Source organism: Acinetobacter courvalinii, from assembly GCF_014635545.1.
Lineage (GTDB): Bacteria > Pseudomonadota > Gammaproteobacteria > Pseudomonadales > Moraxellaceae > Acinetobacter > Acinetobacter courvalinii.
Map to the genome: position 1 here is coordinate 549190 of NZ_BMDA01000001.1, position 18309 is coordinate 567498.

Below are 18309 nucleotides of genomic sequence, written 5' to 3' on the forward strand. Positions count from 1 at the left end.
CCTTTCATGGCCTATTATTCTACAAATGATTTTAAAGCAGGCCTTAAGGTTATGCTTGATGGTAACCCATGTTCAATCATGGAAAATGAATATGTAAAACCAGGTAAAGGTCAAGCATTTAACCGTGTGAAATTACGTAACCTTCGCTCTGGTAAAGTATTAGAAAAAACATTCAAATCAGGTGATTCTTTAGAAGCAGCTGATATTGTAGAAGTTGAAATGGACTACCTCTACAACGATGGTGAAATGTGGAACTTCATGGATCCTGTATCTTTTGAGCAAATCGCTGCTGATAAAACCGCAATGGGTGATGCTGCGAAATGGTTAAAAGACGATTCAAATGAAAAATGTACCATCATGTTGTTCAATGGCGTACCTTTGACGGTAAGCCCACCGAACTTCGTTGTACTCAAAATCGTTGAAACTGATCCAGGTGTACGTGGTGATACTTCTGGCGGTGGCGGTAAGCCTGCGAAACTTGAAACAGGTGCTGTGGTACGTGTTCCATTATTCGTACAGCAAGAAGAAAGCGTTCGTGTAGATACCCGTACTGGTGACTACCTAGAGCGTGCATAATTGTGCCTGTGTAGCTGAGCTACGCAAGATATACAATTATCGAAGGGGATGATCAACAATCATCCCTTTTTTTATGCCAAAGTATTAGATAAATAATTGTAGTTAGAAGGTAAACTTACAAAGATATTTCTTCTACAGAAAATATAGAAAGGGAAAGCTAAGAGGGTTTGCTGACATTTTTTACTGCCATTGCATTATCTTGTACAGCTGTAATCGCTGGTCATTATTTAGAATAGCTAAATTGCATAAGACATGCTTTGTGTCCTCTAAAAATGTCCTTTGTCGCACGCATCTGTGAAATGTCAACAGACCCTAACCACGCGTTATGTAATTGAGAGGTTTTGAATGGAGACAACACAAGCAAAGTCAACACTTTCCTCAAAGCTCCTATGGAGTTTGGTTGCCATTGTTGGGGCAATTTCATTTGGGATATTGGCGGTTAGTCGTGGTGAGCATGTCAATGCGGTCTGGTTGGTTCTTGCTGCGGTCTGTGTATATAGCATTGCATATCGGTTCTATAGTTTATTTATTGCAAACAAAGTTTTTGAATTAAATCCGAGACGGTTAACTCCAGCGCATCGCCTTGCCGATGGTCTGGATTATGTTCCAACCAATAAATTTGTTTTATTTGGACATCACTTCGCAGCCATCGCAGGAGCAGGACCTTTAGTTGGTCCAATTCTCGCAGCGCAAATGGGTTATTTACCGGGGACCATCTGGCTTTTGGTCGGGGTGGTGATTGCAGGCGCGGTACAAGATTTCCTTGTTCTATTTATCTCAACACGACGTGATGGTCGTTCTTTGGGAGAAATGGCGAAGCAGGAACTGGGTACCTTTGCAGGCGTGATTGTGATGCTGGGTACGCTGGGCGTGATGATCATTATTCTGGCCGTACTGGCACTGGTGGTGGTTAAAGCACTGGCGCATAGCCCGTGGGGGGTGTTCAGTATCGCTGCGACGATTCCGATTGCATTATTCATGGGTATCTACATGCGGTATATACGCCCAGGGAAAATTGCCGAAGTATCGATTATCGGTTTTGTGCTGATGATGGCGGCGATTGTCTACGGGGGTGATGTGGCCAAAGATCCCTATTGGGGACAGTTATTTACCCTCAGTGGCACCCAATTGACATGGGCACTGATTATTTATGGTTTTATCGCTTCGGTATTACCGGTCTGGTTGTTGTTAGCCCCACGTGATTATCTATCAACTTTCTTGAAAATTGGTGTAATTGCAGGTTTGGCGGTCGGGATTATCTTTGCGATGCCGGACCTGAAAATGCCAGCAGTCACACACTTTGTCGATGGTACAGGGCCTGTATTTGCGGGTAGTTTATTTCCTTTCCTGTTTATCACCATTGCCTGTGGTGCGATTTCGGGTTTCCATGCCCTGGTAGCATCAGGTACAACGCCTAAACTGGTTGATAATGAAGTCAACATTCGTATGATCGGTTATGGTGGTATGTTGATGGAATCATTCGTCGGCATCATGGCCATGATCTGTGCGACAGTACTTGATCCGGGTATTTATTTTGCCATTAACGCGCCAGCAGCAGTTTTAGGAACTTCAGTAGAGACTGCAGCGGAAGCGGTGCGTAATCTGGGCTTTGTGGTTAGTCCAGAAATGTTGACCTTACTGGCGCAGGAAGTGGGTGAGAGTTCAATCTTGTCTCGTACCGGTGGCGCACCGACATTTGCAATTGGTATGGCGCATATCATTTCAGAGATTTTCAATAACCGCTCAATGATGGCATTCTGGTATCACTTTGCGATTCTGTTTGAAGCCTTATTCATTCTGACTGCGGTAGATGCAGGAACACGTGCATGTCGTTTCATGGTGCAGGATACCGTGGGGATTGTGGTTCCGGCAATCAAGCAATCAAGTTCATTCTTCGGCAATATGGTCGGGACCTTTGTCGCGGTCGCAGGTTGGGGTTTCTTCGTTTACCAAGGGGTGGTTGATCCACTCGGCGGGATTAACTCGTTGTGGCCACTGTTTGGTATTGGTAACCAGATTCTTGCCTCGATGGCACTGATTTTAGGTACCGTCATTTTATTCAAAATGAAGAAAGAGAAATATGTTTGGGTGACGATTTTCCCAACGATTTTCTTGTTCATTACCTCGATGACCGCAGGCTGGCAAAAGATCTTCCATGAAAATCCGAAGATTGGTTTCCTTGCACAGGCCAATCGTTTCTCAGATGCGATTGCGCGTGGTGAAGTACTTGCACCAGCCAAAACCGTTGCTGAAATGCAGACCATTGTGATGTCAAACCAGATCAATGCGGCACTTTGTGGCTTCTTTATGATTGTTGCGGTTGTGATGGTGATTGCGTCAATTGGCATTGTACGCCGTGCTTTGGCAAGTCCAACACCAACCGTGAATGAGGCACCAGCCGTTTATTCAGACACACCGATGACTGCGAATAGCATCAAAGGAGAGTAACGATGGATTTTAAAATTGCCCGGCAAGGCAGTGCAGTGATCGTGAAGATTATTAAATTCACCATCATGTCGCAAAAGCACTTACTGTTATCACCGAAGAATTGGTCACGTATCGCTGTTTTATGGCAACGTTTGCAGCAGAGTTTCCGGTTGATGGTCGGTGTGCCTGATTATGAAACTTATATAGCGCATATGAAAGCACATCATCCAGATTTAACCCCGATGGATGCCAAGACTTTTTATCGTCATTGTATCGATGCACGTTATCCTTCGGCGGGTGGCAATATGAAGAAGTGTCCTTGCTAGAAATTATTTGATTTCTTTGAAAAAAAACCAAAACAGTGTATGTTGAACATACACTGTTTTATTTTGGGGGATAGAATAATGTGGGGCATGGAAAAGTCATCAGCTCAAGAGAAAACCAAGCAGAATCAGGCATTAGAACAAGATATTCAAAGCTTTGCCCAGAAGATTGAGCAATTCTTATTTGAAGTAAACCAACTGATTTTAGATAAACCGCAACAAACCAGATTGGCGCTGACCTGCTTGCTGGCGGGTGGTCATGTGTTATTCGAAGATTTACCTGGGCTAGGGAAAACCACATTGGCCAGTGCTTTGGCGCGTCTGGCAGGATTACATTTTCAGCGCATTCAGTTCACCAACGATATGCTGGCCAGTGATGTGATTGGCATCAATATCTTTAACCAGAAAGAACATCTGTTTGAATTTAAGCAGGGTCCAGTTTTTACCCAGATTTTGTTGGCCGATGAAATTAATCGCTGTAGTCCCAAAACTCAAAGTGCACTACTGGAAGCAATGGAAGAAGGGGCGGTCACCGTCGATGGTGTGCATTATGAATTGCCGCAACCGTTCTGGGTCCTCGCCACACAAAATCCGTTATTTCAAAGTGGCACCTATGCATTACCTGAATCACAACTCGACCGTTTCTTGATGCGTTTATCACTGGGATATCCTTCCCGACAAGCGGAAAAATTGTTATTACAACAGCGTTCACGACAGGTATTGATCCATCAACTGGATGCCGTGTTTAATCAAGCTGATATTTTACATTTACGGGAGCTGGCAAAGCAGGTTTTCCTCAGCGAGGCGGTACTGAATTATATTTTGGATCTGGCTGCTGAAACACGGAAGTTACGTCATGGGCTGTCCACACGTGGGGTATTGGCGTTGAAGGCTGCGGCACAAGCCTATGCCTTGGTTGAGGGGCGTGGTTTTGTAATGACAGACGATGTACAAGCTGTTTTTGTTGCGGTGGTCGCACATCGCTTAAGTCTGAGTGAGCTTGAAGTTGGACAGATTTTGCAATCAGTTGATGTCTTATAGTTGAGATTGAACTATGCAAAATGGACTCAAGCGGCAGCTACAACAATGGATTGCAAAGCGCTTTCAGGTCGAAGGCAGCAAAATCTTATTGCAGAAAGATGTACTGGTGTTTATTTACAAGCAAGGTTTTTTATATCTGGTGCTGATTGTCATTACATTTATTGCTGGCATTAACTATGCCAATAACCTGATTCTCGGTTTTTGCTTTTTAATCAGTGCCATTCTTTGTATCAGCTTTTATCTGACCTTTAAGCAATTGCATGGCTTGCAGATTGAAGTGGTCGCTGCGGAGGTAGGGCAAGTAGACCAGCCGCTGATCTTGAAAATTTTATTAAAACAATCCACCCAAACAGTTCGATATTTGCGTCTAAATTGGCAAGAACAAGAACATTTCCTGTATCTGGACCAGACTCAGCAAAGTCTGGAACTCGCCGTTTTACCGGAACAACGTGGTAGATATGAACTGGATGCCTTGAAAATTTATGCGACCTATCCTTTAGGATTGGTGCGTGCGTGGACCTATCTATATCCACAACAAGAGGTCTGGATCGCACCAAAGGCCACTGACTGGCAAAAAGAACATAAACTTCAGCTGACCTCGGCGCAAGACAGTCTAGATGAATTTAAAGAGCTCAGAACTTTCCAGCATGGAGATTCTTATCAGAATGTAGCATGGAAGCAGGTTGCACGTGGGCAGGGTTTTTTAATCAAGATGTTTGAAGCGCAGACCACTCATCAACACCTAGACATTGATTATCAGCTCATTCCAGCGCTGGGCCATGAACAGAAGCTAAGTTTGATGATGGGGTTGATTGAACAATGTGAACAATCTGGGAATGACTATGCTGTGATTTTGCCGCACGCCAGACTGGAACGTGGACAAGGCCAAAGCCAATTAAGCAAAGCCAGACTTTTACTTGCGCAGGCTTAAACATGACCAAAGCCATCTATTTTTGTATTTTAGCTGCCTTAGGATTGATCCTGATCGGTCAAGTGAGCTTTATTCCAGTCACACTCAGCGGGTTGTGGGGCATTGTCTGGCTAACTTTAGTATGGCGCTATCGCAAACAAAAAATTACGCCAATGCCTAAACTGCTTTTGGTGGCATTTACCTTAGTGTCGGTTGCGTTGATTTATATTCAGTACCAAAGCTTAATCGGCGTAGAGGCGGGGGTTGCATTTCTAACCACCTGTTTATTTGCCAAGAGTCTGGAGTCTAAAAATACCCGCGATTTACTGATTGTCTTTAACTTTGCCCTATTTGTCAGTGCCAGCTTATTGTTATATAGCCAGGCATTCTGGATGGCCCTGATCGTGTTTGGGACATTGCTGATGTGCCTCATGGGCCTCTATCGGCTTCAAACTGATTTATTTAAACAGAAGAATCAGACCAGAAATCAGTTAAAACAAGATATAAGGCAAATCCTGAAGTTTGTGGGGATTGCCACACCATTCTTTATTCTGCTGTTTATATTCTTTCCGCGGTTACCACCGTTGTGGGCGATTCCGATTCAACAGAACCACGCGACCACAGGCATCAGTGACCGGATGTCACCGGGAGATATTGCGCAACTATCTCAATCTTCCGCCTTGGCTTTCCGTGTCATCGCACCGATGTATGATTTGCCCGGTCGGCCAGAGCTATACTGGCGAGCACTGGTTCTGGACCAGTATGATGGCAGCATATGGAGCAGTAGTTTTGATAATCAGCAGCTCAAGCGCATTCCTGTCTCCACACGCCGTGTGAGCTATCAATATTTACCTGCCGATGAGCAGGCCAACTGGATCATGGGACTGGAATATTCGATTCCCCAAGAGCGTTATTTACAGCTGTATCAAGATGATAGTATTCGTCCTTCCAAACTGGTTAAACGCAATCAACCGATACACCTGCTTTGGTTAGGACAAACAGCAACGGAGTCAGTCTACTTATCACCGCGTCAACTGGAATTGAATACTCGATTTGAGCAGGGGCGAGATAGAAAAGCACAACAACTGGCACAGGCGTTATTTGAGCAGAACCAGAAGCGGCCTGAAAAATACCTACAATCGGTGCTGTCTTGGTACAGAAAAAATGGCTTTAGCTATACATTAACGCCGGGCACTTTGAGCGGAGACCGGATTGATCAATTCCTGTTTTCTAGTCGCAAAGGTTTTTGTGAACATTATGCCTCGAGCTTTGTGATGATGATGCGTTATGTGGGAATTCCCGCACGCGTAGTAACAGGCTATCAAGGCGGACAATGGGCACCAGATGGACAGAGTTGGGAAGTCCGCCAGCTGGATGCACATGCATGGAGTGAAGTTTATCTGGATGGGAAATGGCAAAGAGTTGATCCTACCGCCATGATTGCACCACAACGAATTGATACCGGTATGCAAGATTATCTGGCGCAAGACCAAAATGTCTGGGGCGAAGGACAAACGCAGGCTTGGCGTTTGCAGCAGTTTAAATTCCTTAAAAATGTTCGCATCTGGAGTGAATATCTCAGCTATCAATGGCAAAGCAAAGTGGTCGGTTATGATGCCGAAAAGCAGAAAAACTGGTTATCCCGATTAGGTCTGGATTCAAGCTATGGCTATGTGATTATTTTAGTCGTTGGTATTGGCAGTATTTTGTTGCTCTACGGTGGCTGGTACTGGTGGGGACAACGAGGCAAGCAAGAACAATATCAACGCTTGATTATTCAATTTGAGAAACAGTTGCCCCGGCATTTGCATAAATATCCAGCGGAAACCTTTCATAGCTGGATACAACGTATCGCTGTGTTGGTTGAGGACCAGACGCCATTCGAACAAGTGACTGTGTTATATCAAAAAATCGTATTTTTAGAACAAAACGACCAGCTCAATATCCAAGAATTCAAGCGGTTGCTTAAAGACTGTGCGATTGTCATCAAACAGTCGCAAAAAAACTTGTGAAGCGACAAAAAAATGAATATCATGCTTCTCATTCTAGGTGTATAGCTCAGTTGGTTAGAGCGCTACGTTGACATCGTAGAGGTCTCCAGTTCGAGTCTGGATATACCTACCAAGATATTAAAGTCATATAACTTTTTATAAAGTTACATGAACTCCAAAGCCCTGAATTATATAGATTCAGGGCTTTTTTTAGCTTTTTTTAGCTTTTTTTAGCTTTTTATAGCGGTATATTGGGTGGATGTTACCGAAGGTGGTAGTAGTGAAGATGTTGTTAATTTCATTTGTTCTTAAAATACTTAATATTTCAAGGAATTGATAAAATATATAACTTATCAAGGCTTGTTATCTCAAGATAAATAAAATTATCTTGAGATTTCTTTTAATCTTCTCCATGAAGAGTTATTTTTAATAGTGGGTTCAACTAAGATTAGTCTATCTAATATATCTTTTAGATAAAAATCATAATGTTCAATTCTTGAACCTATTACTTGATCTAGTAACATGAGGATTTCTTCAGGGTGCTGTTCTAAAAGAAAAACTTTATCGTCTTTAACTAATCTAAATAGGAATAAAGAGCCCGATTCTATTTTTCCTAAATAAGGCATTATATGCTTGGTAGCATCTATAAAGTCATTAGATGTTTCTAAAATTAAATTTAGCCATCTTTCTGAAAGTCTCGAATTTTGGAAAGCAAGCTCTTTAGGCCAAATGTTTTTTACAAAGTGTTGACCAAAACTCAACCAGTTTTTTTCTTTAATGATTATTTGATTCAACATCCATAATGAATGAGAAAGCATATCAATATCACATTTACGCAATAAATTTCTTAATTCAATATCTGAATAGTGTTTAGGGTAAGAATGTGACCAAAAGCTCAATGCAACAATATATACTGCTAAATTATTTTTTAGTTTTTCATTAGTAAACCATTCTGGTTTACTTTTTATTAATGATTCAAGATAAGGCTTTATTTTTAAAGATGATTCTTTGTATGGCATATTAAGTGTTATCCCATTCCAAACAGGCTCACTTAATGGATTTTCAATATCTAAAAGTGGGATTAAATGAGATTCAGTCCATTTTTTATAATTGTAATAGATGAAATTAAAACGATAAGCTATCATTACTGCCGCATGATCAGCTCCTTCACCCACACTATTTAGTGCTAATTCAAATCTCGGAAGGTAGTCTTTTTTGCAAATCATTGGATCTAATTCCCAAGCATTAAAGGTTGAAAATACTGCATCAACTAACTGACCTATAGGTGAGTTCAGGGCATAATCTAATGTTTTTCGAGATCTTTTGATAATTTTTCCTCCTCTTCTAATATCCCCAAATGAGCTTTTAGTTGCATCTACTCCCATAGTATTTAAGGCAATAAATACATAATCCCAAACTTGCCAAAACAGGGGCTGATTTGACCTACATGTATTTACAAGTTTTCCGTTAATCCATTGCGGTAAACAAAATCGACAACTTGAAATTAATTCTGATGGCAAAATTAATATCGTATTGGCAATTAATAATTTTTCTTCTAGAGTCGCATTATCAGGAATGTTATAAAATAACTGCTGCCAAAAGCTTTCTCGTAAATTATTCAAATTAAGCTCATTTGAAAGCAACTTCAGAACATATGGTATATCTTTCTGTATTAGGCCAATAAATAGTCTGTTCTGCTCAAAAACTATATTTCTGTCCTTCTCAACTTCTTCTATCCTATCAAGTAGTTTTGTTGAGTCAGTTAATAGAGTTAAATCTAGCATTTCCATAGATGTATTGGTTTTTACGGAACCTGAAATAACATTGGGAGTGAATGGATCATTATCTAAAAAACTTTCTCTCCATTTATCTGATGATTTAATTTTTATCAAATAACCTCTAGAAGATTCAGATAGTCCTATTTTTGTGCTTTCAATTTTACTCAAAAATCTACCAATATGATAAATTTTACTTTGTTCAAATCTTTTCTTATCAAAATATTCAGTATTTGGATAATATTTTATTATTCTTTTCTCAATTATTGTGCGATCTTCTTCTTGAATATTATTCCATTGGTTGGATATAAGTTTAAATAAATCAGCTTCTAAAACTGAACTCCAAAAAAGTTCATCAGAGAAGTTTTTTATATGTTTTCCGATATGATGTTTTTGAATATCTTGAGAATAAGTCCAAATAAATAGATTCAAGCGATTGAAAATGAAGGAATCATTTTTTGGCCATTTTTCAGAAAGCTTGTGAATTTCATTTTCATCTATTTTGATTTGTCTGTTAATTAAGTGACTTATCCAAACAATTATTTTACCAATATTATCATATGTTTCATACATATCTTCATTGAAATCATTGAGTTTTATTGTTGGATAATCTAAGTGTAAAAAAGAACTAATACTCGCTGAAGTAATTTTAAGTAAATTTAAATACTTAGTTAATGACCTTGCAAGAATGTCTATAACATCTATGAGAGAGTTCTCATGGACATCTATTGCATCATGATTAAAACCAATGAATTTAGGTTTAAAAACAATTTTTTGATTATTTTCATCTTCAGTTGCTAAGTATGATGTATGAGAGAAGGTGTGGTTTATTTTTAGAGTTGGTTCTAGTAAAGACTCTAGATCATGTAAATTTGAGTTGGTAAATAAATTATTATTTTTTTCTACTAAAAATTTTAGTTCATACCAAGTTATTGTTGGTTGTCGTTCTAATAGTTTATGGCTTAATATTAATTTTTCAAAAAAATCTATTTTATATTTAGATAGGGAGTGAGTTGTTTTACTAAATTCTTTTTCAATTTCACTAATTATTAAAGGATGTAAGTGGTTTTGGTTGGCTATCCACCATATGCTCTCGGGTTGTTCAATAACTTTTATAAACCACCTAATTAAGCTAGTAACCCTTGAGTTAACGCTGAACAGTTTTCTGTATTCTAGATTTGATATTCTTTCCCTTAAATTGCTTGAATGATCAATAGTTAAATTATCAATGAAATCTTCTCCTATATCATGTTTTAAATGACTAGGCGCTAACTCTATCTCTGTCCGATTGGGATCAGTATCAATGCCATATAGATCAATTGGATCAAGTAGATATTCATTGCCAGCTTCATCTTTTAAGTTTTTTGGTTCTCCCAGTCTTACGTATTTATCAAACACATAAATCCATTCTGCACGAGCAGGGGGATCATATAATTGAAATTTATTTGCACCTTTGAGAGTGGAAATAAAATTAGTAACTTGTCCTCTTTCAAATGCTTCTAGATCTTTAGGACTTTTTTGACTCAGTTCAAAAATATGCTTATTCCAGTGATCTTCATCATGTGAATATTTTGACCATTCTGTAATGGTATTCCATAGATCATCATGATTGGGATATGAAATACCTATTGCACCAAGTTGTGCCCATTTTTTATCAATCTGACTTTGCTCACCTCTTTCAAATGCATATATTTGATTTTTATTCTCCGAATTTTCTGAGTTTAGTCCCTCAAGCAAATATCGAACTAGAGTATCATCACCTGAATACCCAATTAATACGACTGTACGGCGTGTCAATAGATTTGATAAAAAACGTGTAGCCCAACCATGAGATAAATAGGCACTACCAAAATCTTGAGATGAGATAATAAGATTGTTAGGTTCATTTTTCTTTGGGTCTATCCATTTGCCATGTAAGTAAACAATGCCTGATAAAGCATCTTTAGATTGCAGGTCGGGTAGATATGGTGGAACAAATGATTTTATTTTCCTATCTACTTTTTCAAAAAGTAGATCAAAGTTTGTTGTTATTAGAAAAGGTTTCTTTTCTTCATTTATCGAAAGTTTTAACAGATTCTCATGATTCGTTAGTAAAGGGGTTTTTGTAACTTTTAGTGTATTTAATAAAATAGTATCAACAATCTTATCACCATATGTTCTTTTTAATGCTGTAAATGTTCTATCAAATTGATTATTAAAGAGTAATTGTGAAACTTCATTATTATCATCATCCAATGCATGTAATCTTTCAGCTACTTGTTTAGTTAGGCTATAAAAAGTAGGTAACCCAGCTGGAACTGATACTCCTGCCCCACAGAAAAATAAAAGTTCGCCTTTTTTTTGTGCTTCAATTAATTCATTAGGAATATTTGGACCACTTTTAGTAAAACGCATCTTATTTCCAACTTACGATTAGTAGTTTTTTTATTTATAAACTTATGTTTTATAACATATAAAAATCTATATATGAAGCGCTAAAATTTTCCTGAATCGAATAAAATTATCATTGGTAAATATATCAAAAGGGGTGTGAGCAAAGATCTAATATAGGAAAATTTGAAATATTTTTTAAAAATTCATTGTTAATAAAGCCCATTTATTGTAAATAATGAACACCTATCTAAGTACCTTATTTAATTCTTTTTATATAAAAATGTTAAAAAACAATGTTAAATGTTAATATTTTGAGTCCGACCCTCGGAACAAAAGTTTATGGCACTAGATAATTATATGTATCACAATGTGTATCATTGATTTTGTTTTTTTTAAATAAATCAATAAAAACAATTGATTGTAATTAAGTTCGGTATTGGATATACCTACCAAGATATTAAAGTCATATAACTTTTTATGAAGTTACATGAACTCGAAAGCCCTGATTCGAAACGATCCAGGGCTTTTTTTTATAGCTTTAAAAAGGCGGCTGAGACTAACTGATAAAACAAGACGTAACGACATGAATCTTAATAATAGATCTATTAAGCTGTAGTATTTTTGTTTTTAATTGTTGATTTTAATCGATAATTTATAAGACCTACTTTTTGTAGGGCATTTCTCGAGTAAACTATGCCCATCGTAGTCTGATATCGACTGTTTTAAGGACATAAACAGTGTTTTACGATGAGGTTTTGGAATGGTATTACTTATAAATTCTCGGGCGCGATAAAGGCGCTAAGAGCTTAGTGAAGTTAATGAAAAAATTTATTTTAACGGGCCTTACTGCAATGGTTGCAGTACTTTCTACCCAGACAATGGCAGCAGATTTTGTTGCAGGAAAAGATTATACGGTTGTACAAAATCCAGAAAAAACGTCTGTTCCAGATAAAATCGAGGTACGGGAATTTTTTTGGTATGGCTGTACCTATTGCTTTAAATTAGAACCGCATATGCAAAGCTGGTTGAAGAAGATTCCAAAAGATGTGTATTTTCTTCGTACGCCGGCAGCAATGACACCCATGTGGGAGCAGGGTGCGCGTGCCTATTATGTCAGTGAAGCATTAGGCGTTCGTAAGCGGACACATTTACCATTATTCCATGCCAATTTTTCTGGCAATCAAAGAGTTTTGCAAAAGGAAGCTTTTGCTAAATTTTTTACCCAATACGGCGTACCTGAGCAAAAGTTTAATAGCATGTTTGATTCTTTTGCAATCACGGCAAAAATTGCCGAATCCAATCAATTGGCGCGTAAATACCAACTCACTGGCGTTCCTGCGGTCGTGGTAAATGGTAAATATATTGTTCAGGGCGGTGATGAAAAGGTTGTGCAAGTGGTGGATTATCTGGTGAATAAAGAACGTAAAAACAAATAATGTTTAGTTTTTCATGATTACATTATTTTGAGTTCAACACATTGTTTGGATAGTTTGCTTCGGCACGGCTATGCTGTATTGGGTTTAGCTTTTTAGCATTAAAAGGGTGCTTGACCCCATTCATAATTGGTGCTAATTTAAACAATAAGGAAGTCATATACTATTTGGGATTTAAGAGAAATCTTGCCTAAATGCAAAAAGATATGATGACCTGAATACACAGCTAACAACGAACGAAACAATCTAGATTGTTTTTAAAAATGTTCAAGGTTGTAGAAAAGCCCGTTAATCGGGCTTTTTTAATGTCTATCTTTTTAAAAGTCTAGACTCAGGATATAGTCATTTCTAAAGATTGGCACGGCACTCAAGATTTCTAATGCTGTTATTTATTATTGTACTGGTTGTGATTGGCTTGGTTTTATTCATTCTCTGGGTAAAGAGAACCAGCGCTAGACAAGTTTCATCTGACTCTAATGATTCGTATTCGCCAATACCTTATATAAATGACTCATCTCAACATCATGATTCCAGACCTACCGATCACTGTAGCATAAGCGACAGTCCTAGCTCGGATTCGGGGAGTTGTGATGGTGGCGGAAGTAGCGATTAAAAAGCTCGTACCCCCGAGGGAGGAGTACGAGTTAAACCAGGACTTAAGGTAGGTCAAACCAGATCATCTGACTGTCTTGTAGTGCAGTAATGGTGGCTGTTTCATCAAATAGCAAGGCATCACCAGCTTTGACTAAATGATCTGCAATCATCACTTCACCTGAAATTACATGCACGTAGTTCACTTTTTTCCGTGCTGTAATGTCTAGATGTTGATCTTTTTCAATGACCGCAGTTTTCACTTCAGCATTTTGACGGATCAGCATCGGTGCAGATTCATCACCTGCGATCAAGTGCCATTGGTTTGGATGATCTTTCGGATTGAGCTGAATTTGCTGATAGGTGGGTTCTGCATCTTGTACATTCGGTTGAATCCAGATCTGTAACAGATGCACCGCTTTATCATGCTTGTTCATTTCACTGTGAGTGACGCCTGTACCCGCACTCATCAATTGCCATTCACCTGCATTGATCTGGCCTTCATTGCCCATGCTGTCTTTATGGGAAATGGTGCCATCCAGTACACAGGTCAGGATTTCCATATTGTCATGCGGGTGAGTACCAAAACCATTGTGTGCAGCCACGGTATCGTCATTAATGACGCGCAGGGCACTGACACCCATGTATTTCGGGTTATACCAGCTACCAAATGAAAAACTATGGTAGGTGTCTAACCAGCCTGCTTTAACATGACCACGATTTTCACTACGATGTAGATAAGCATTCATCTTTCATCTCCCAAATTATTATGTTCTGCTTGATGCTTATATTATCGATTCATTATAGGGATAAATAGTCTTTTATTGCGACGTGTTGTTCTATAATTGAGATGATGGGGCTGCTTATTGTTTAAGGGTATAAAAAAGGCCGAATACAAGATTCAGCCTTTTAAGGTTTGATACCAATGTATCAAATGCTTATTTTGATTTGTTTTCCAATTGTGGAATTGCAGAGCCTTGACCTACAGAAAGCAGACCAGTTTCTGTGTAGATACCCAGTTTTGCACGTGTATCTGTGATATCAAGGTTACGCATGGTTAACTGACCGATACGATCCATCGGTGTAAACATCGAATCACCTTTCTCCATCGTTAAACGCTCAGCTTCATAAGTGAGGTTTGGAGATTCAGTATTCATGATGGTGTAATCATTACCACGACGTAATTCGAGTGTTACAGTACCAGTAATTGCTTTCGCAACCCAACGTTGTGAAGTTTCACGAAGCATTAACGCTTGTGAATCGAACCAGCGACCTTGGTAAAGTAAACGACCTAAACGTAAACCGTTGATACGGTATTGTTCAATGGTATCTTCGTTATGAATACCAGTGACTAGACGCTCATAAGCAATGTGTAACAATGCCATACCCGGTGCTTCATAAATACCGCGAGATTTTGCTTCGATAATACGGTTTTCGATCTGGTCAGACATACCTAAACCATGACGGCCACCGATACGGTTTGCTTCTAAAATAAATTCAACCGGATCTTCGATGCGTTGGCCATTGAGCGCAACCGGCATACCTTCTTCAAAAGTAATGCTCACTTGTTCTGGTTGGATTTCAACTTCTTCTTTCCAGAATGCAACACCCATGATCGGGTCGACGATTTTAATACCAGCATTTAAGTATTCTAAATCTTTGGCTTCATGTGTTGCGCCCAACATATTCGAGTCAGTTGAATAGGCTTTTTCTTTTGACATTTTATAGTCAAAGCCGTTGTCGATTAAGAATTGCGACATTTCGGCACGGCCACCCAACTCATCAATAAACTGTTGGTCTAACCATGGTTTATAGATTTTAAGAGCAGGGTTGGTCAATAAACCATAACGATAGAAACGTTCAATATCGTTACCTTTATAGGTTGAGCCATCACCCCAGATATTAACGTCATCTTCTTTCATTGCGGTGACCAGCATGGTACCTGTCACTGCACGACCTAAAGGTGTGGTATTGAAATAAGGAACACCACCTGTGCTGATATGGAATGCACCACATTGAATCGCTGCAATACCTTCAAGCGCAAGTTGTAAACGACAATCGATTAATCGAGCTTTGACTGCGCCGTACTGTTCAGCTTTCTTTGGAATAGCATCATAGTCATCTTCATCAGGTTGACCCAGATTTGCAGTGTATGCATAAGGCTCTGCGCCTTTCTGTTTCATCCATAATAAAGCTGCTGAAGTGTCTAAACCACCAGAGAAGGCAATCCCTACTTTTTTACCTACTGGTACATGCTGCAAGATCGTTGCATTATCAGTCATTGCTAGTCCTAACTATTTCGAAATAGGCACCCTAATACTTCGGTGACCAAAGAGAATTTATACGTTCCGTACTATATCACTTTTCAAATCGATTTTTTTTCTGTTAGGAAAGGAATTCTTTTTTTTTCATTTGAAAAATAGATTAACATCGGAAAAATATAAAGTTTTACGATAAACATAAAGTTTTTATTAAGATTCTAAACAGGGTGAAAGAATAAAATGCTAGAAACGAACAATCAGATTCTCTCTACATTACATCGCATTGTCGCGTTTATCTTGATATCAGATCTTGTCTATGCGATTTATAACTTGATTATGCATATGCCTAAATATTTTATTGGTGGTCTGTTGGGGCGTATAGCCTTGATTGTTGTTCATTTTCTATGTGCAAAAAGTGTTAGGACGGGAAGTACAAGTAGTCGTATTGGTTCAATCTTAATGACGGTCTTTATGCTCAATATGTTTCCTTTAGGAACGGTTATGGCTGTTGTCATGCTGTTTTTCTCTCTATTCAAATGGGAAAAAGATTCAACTTTTAAACTGCCAACTGAACTGCAAAAAAGTTAACGATGTCCTTGAAAATGAGCTCAAAGTGCATCATTTAGGCCAATAAATTGCTTCTCGATCGGTGTAAAGACATGGTCATTGCGTGCAATCAAATATAGTCCAATGTCCCGATATTGTTCAGGCGTTTCCCGATAGTATTGAATCTTGTATTTCTCAATCAATGACTTGGCAATCATGGAAATGCCCATACCCAGCTGGGTAAAGTGAATTAAAGCTTCATGATCATAAATATGGGTGAGTTCACCCTTTTTAAGATTATAGTCGCTATAGATGCTATCCAGAGTTGTGGCATAGCAGCATTGTTCAGAGGCCAACAAGATATTTTGATGATTCAGACACTCTTCAAGACTGTCGTGGTTAATCATATTTTTGCCAATAATCACCAGTTGATCATCCGCCTTTTGAATATATTGCAGGTTCTTTTGTTTTGGATGACCTAGTGCATAGGCCATATCCAGATTGCCGGCGAGAATTTCATCTTCAATATAGCCCGTAGAACCCGTTTTCATGGTAATCGAGAGGTCGGGATAAGCCTCATATAATTTGCTAAAAGATGGGTAAAAACGCATGCCACCAAGACTGGTATTGGTCCCGAAACGCAGTACGCTTTCTTGTTGATAGATTTTATTTTCGGTTTCCTCCCAGGTGAACATCATTTTTTTATATTGGGCATATAAATTCATACCTGATTCAGTCAGCTCAACGCCTTTGGGTCTACGGATAAATAACTGGCGTTTGTAATGATTTTCAATCTTCTTGATTTTTGCAGTCATATTGGATTGTAAATAATTGAGCTTATGTGCCGCCGCCGTAATACTTTTCAACTCGGCTACAGTGACAAAAGAACGGATATCATTAATATCAATATTCACGGCAATTCCTCAATCGTGCCAGCTCATCCATTCCGAAAGGATAAAATTCAAAAAGGAGAGTGTGCTAAATAGGCATCAAAAAAAATGATGGATCTATTAAAACATAGCATTATTCATGATGTCATTTATTTTATACACTAACATGACTTTCCAAGGGTTGAGTACAACACGTGAATATTCGAGTCGTAAGCGCAATCGCGTTGTTATGTCTGGTCTGGGGTTCTTTATGGGGCTTGGTTAAACACAGTTTGCAAGTCTTTCCACCATTCCTGTTTATTTCTACACGTTTGATTCTGGCAGCACTGACTTTAATGATCATACAGCGAATGTTGAAGAAACCGATTTTGCCAAAACCGTCAGAGTGGAAGCCCTTGATGATTTTAAGCTTGCTGATTTGTCTAGGTTTCTATGCAACGCAAACTTTTGCGATGCAATTTGTGGCTTCGGGTTTATCGGCAGTGCTGGTCTTTACCATGCCAATTTTTATTGGGGTGCTGGCACATTATTTCTTAAATGAACGTTTGAATAGCCAAAAGGGTTTGGGGTTGGTTTTAGGTACATTGGGGCTGATCGCCATTCTTTGGCCACAACTGCAGCATATCCATATGAATACCTCATTGCTTGGACAAATCTTGTTAATTGGTTCTGGTTTCTTTTGGGCCTTATCAACGGTGTTTATTAAAAAGAATTTTGCGACGTATGACAAAATCAAGCTGACCATTTGGCAACTGTTATTAGGTGGAGCTATTATTTTTGCTGGTGCTTTAGCTTTTGAGCCTGTAGATGTCCAAGTTTGGCTCAACCCTTTAAATGAATCTGCCTTATTTTATATTGCAGTGGTTGGAACAGGATTTGCATTTGCATTATGGAACTGGATCGTGAGTCAGGTGGATACTTTTGTTGCTTCGATCTCAATCATGTGTATTCCAATTCTAAGTTTATTTTTTGGTTCGCTGATCTGGCATGAACCTTTAACCCTGAATATCTTAATCGGTGCGGTCTTTATTTGTCTGGGGATTGTGATGAGTTCGCTCAAAGTGAAAAAAAACAAAAGTCGTTTGGCTTATTCATGCAATCAACAGCCTTAAGCGATGTACCATTATTAAATGTTGACGTAAAAAAGCAGTCAGTGAAATGACTGCTTTTTT

Annotated in this window: 13 protein-coding genes and 1 tRNA gene; 10 read left to right on the forward strand and 4 right to left on the reverse strand. The window is 38.8% G+C overall.

All coding sequences use genetic code 11. From position 1 onward, the window contains the following. Positions 1-6: 6 nt before the first annotated feature. The 7 genes from efp (at position 7) to IEV39_RS02480 (ending at position 7401) form a co-directional block, all read left to right on the forward strand. Positions 7-576 carry an elongation factor P gene (efp, locus tag IEV39_RS02450; RefSeq protein ID WP_004652839.1) on the forward strand — a complete coding sequence of 190 codons (570 nt, stop codon included), beginning with the start codon at positions 7-9 and terminating at the stop codon, positions 574-576. Positions 577-921: 345 nt separating this feature from the next. Further along, the gene (locus IEV39_RS02455) at positions 922-3024 is read left to right on the forward strand and encodes a carbon starvation CstA family protein (protein WP_005287247.1); all 2103 of its coding nucleotides are present in this window, start codon (positions 922-924) and stop codon (positions 3022-3024) included. Between the two features lie 2 nt (positions 3025-3026). Next, positions 3027-3329 (forward strand): YbdD/YjiX family protein, encoded by a 303-nt coding sequence (locus tag IEV39_RS02460; RefSeq protein ID WP_005287242.1) that lies wholly within the window; start codon positions 3027-3029, stop codon positions 3327-3329. 78 nt (positions 3330-3407) lie between these two features. Then, positions 3408-4367 (forward strand): AAA family ATPase, encoded by a 960-nt coding sequence (locus IEV39_RS02465; RefSeq protein WP_005287239.1) that lies wholly within the window; start codon positions 3408-3410, stop codon positions 4365-4367. 13 nt (positions 4368-4380) lie between these two features. Then, entirely contained in the window at positions 4381-5298 is a 918-nt protein-coding gene (locus IEV39_RS02470) for a DUF58 domain-containing protein (protein ID WP_005287237.1), read from the forward strand. 2 nt (positions 5299-5300) lie between these two features. Continuing rightward, complete coding sequence (locus tag IEV39_RS02475; RefSeq protein WP_005287235.1) at positions 5301-7289, forward strand: transglutaminase TgpA family protein; 1989 nt, start codon at positions 5301-5303, stop codon at positions 7287-7289. 35 nt (positions 7290-7324) lie between these two features. Further along, positions 7325-7401, forward strand: a tRNA-Val gene (locus IEV39_RS02480). A gap of 250 nt (positions 7402-7651) precedes the next feature. On the opposite strand, the gene IEV39_RS02485 is transcribed toward IEV39_RS02480, so the two are convergent. Beyond that, positions 7652-11437 carry an SIR2 family protein gene (locus tag IEV39_RS02485; protein WP_005287231.1) on the reverse strand — a complete coding sequence of 1262 codons (3786 nt, stop codon included), beginning with the start codon at positions 11435-11437 and terminating at the stop codon, positions 7652-7654. 797 nt (positions 11438-12234) lie between these two features. Here IEV39_RS02485 and IEV39_RS02490 point away from each other — a divergent pair. Then, entirely contained in the window at positions 12235-12852 is a 618-nt protein-coding gene (locus IEV39_RS02490) for a thiol:disulfide interchange protein DsbA/DsbL (protein ID WP_032883171.1), read from the forward strand. Between the two features lie 653 nt (positions 12853-13505). Here IEV39_RS02490 and IEV39_RS02495 read toward each other — a convergent pair. Both IEV39_RS02495 and argG read right to left on the reverse strand, forming a co-directional pair. Continuing rightward, positions 13506-14189, reverse strand: coding sequence for a pirin family protein (locus tag IEV39_RS02495; protein WP_005287227.1), 684 nt, complete (start codon positions 14187-14189; stop codon positions 13506-13508). A gap of 189 nt (positions 14190-14378) precedes the next feature. Further along, complete coding sequence (gene argG / locus IEV39_RS02500) at positions 14379-15722, reverse strand: argininosuccinate synthase (protein WP_005287223.1); 1344 nt, start codon at positions 15720-15722, stop codon at positions 14379-14381. A 219-nt stretch (positions 15723-15941) separates the two neighbouring features. On the opposite strand from argG, the gene IEV39_RS02505 reads away from it, so the two are divergent. Further along, positions 15942-16289, forward strand: coding sequence for a hypothetical protein (locus IEV39_RS02505; protein ID WP_005287220.1), 348 nt, complete (start codon positions 15942-15944; stop codon positions 16287-16289). 20 nt (positions 16290-16309) lie between these two features. Here the strand turns inward: IEV39_RS02505 and IEV39_RS02510 are convergent, their stop codons facing one another. Further along, the gene (locus tag IEV39_RS02510) at positions 16310-17161 is read right to left on the reverse strand and encodes a LysR family transcriptional regulator (RefSeq protein WP_005287218.1); all 852 of its coding nucleotides are present in this window, start codon (positions 17159-17161) and stop codon (positions 16310-16312) included. Between the two features lie 170 nt (positions 17162-17331). Here IEV39_RS02510 and IEV39_RS02515 point away from each other — a divergent pair, with 170 nt between their 5' ends. Then, complete coding sequence (locus IEV39_RS02515; protein WP_005287215.1) at positions 17332-18249, forward strand: DMT family transporter; 918 nt, start codon at positions 17332-17334, stop codon at positions 18247-18249. Positions 18250-18309 lie beyond the last annotated feature (60 nt).

What these genes read in the sequence shown, in the direction of transcription:
- efp (WP_004652839.1), top strand. Translation starts at nt 7, where the DNA reads ATGGCCTATTATTCTACAAATGATTTTAAAGCAGGCCTTAAGGTTATG.
- IEV39_RS02455 (WP_005287247.1), top strand. Translation starts at nt 922, where the DNA reads ATGGAGACAACACAAGCAAAGTCAACACTTTCCTCAAAGCTCCTATGG.
- IEV39_RS02460 (WP_005287242.1), top strand. Translation starts at nt 3,027, where the DNA reads ATGGATTTTAAAATTGCCCGGCAAGGCAGTGCAGTGATCGTGAAGATT.
- IEV39_RS02465 (WP_005287239.1), top strand. Translation starts at nt 3,408, where the DNA reads ATGTGGGGCATGGAAAAGTCATCAGCTCAAGAGAAAACCAAGCAGAAT.
- IEV39_RS02470 (WP_005287237.1), top strand. Translation starts at nt 4,381, where the DNA reads ATGCAAAATGGACTCAAGCGGCAGCTACAACAATGGATTGCAAAGCGC.
- IEV39_RS02475 (WP_005287235.1), top strand. Translation starts at nt 5,301, where the DNA reads ATGACCAAAGCCATCTATTTTTGTATTTTAGCTGCCTTAGGATTGATC.
- IEV39_RS02485 (WP_005287231.1), bottom strand. Translation starts at nt 11,437, where the DNA reads ATGCGTTTTACTAAAAGTGGTCCAAATATTCCTAATGAATTAATTGAA.
- IEV39_RS02490 (WP_032883171.1), top strand. Translation starts at nt 12,235, where the DNA reads ATGAAAAAATTTATTTTAACGGGCCTTACTGCAATGGTTGCAGTACTT.
- IEV39_RS02495 (WP_005287227.1), bottom strand. Translation starts at nt 14,189, where the DNA reads ATGAATGCTTATCTACATCGTAGTGAAAATCGTGGTCATGTTAAAGCA.
- argG (WP_005287223.1), bottom strand. Translation starts at nt 15,722, where the DNA reads ATGACTGATAATGCAACGATCTTGCAGCATGTACCAGTAGGTAAAAAA.
- IEV39_RS02505 (WP_005287220.1), top strand. Translation starts at nt 15,942, where the DNA reads ATGCTAGAAACGAACAATCAGATTCTCTCTACATTACATCGCATTGTC.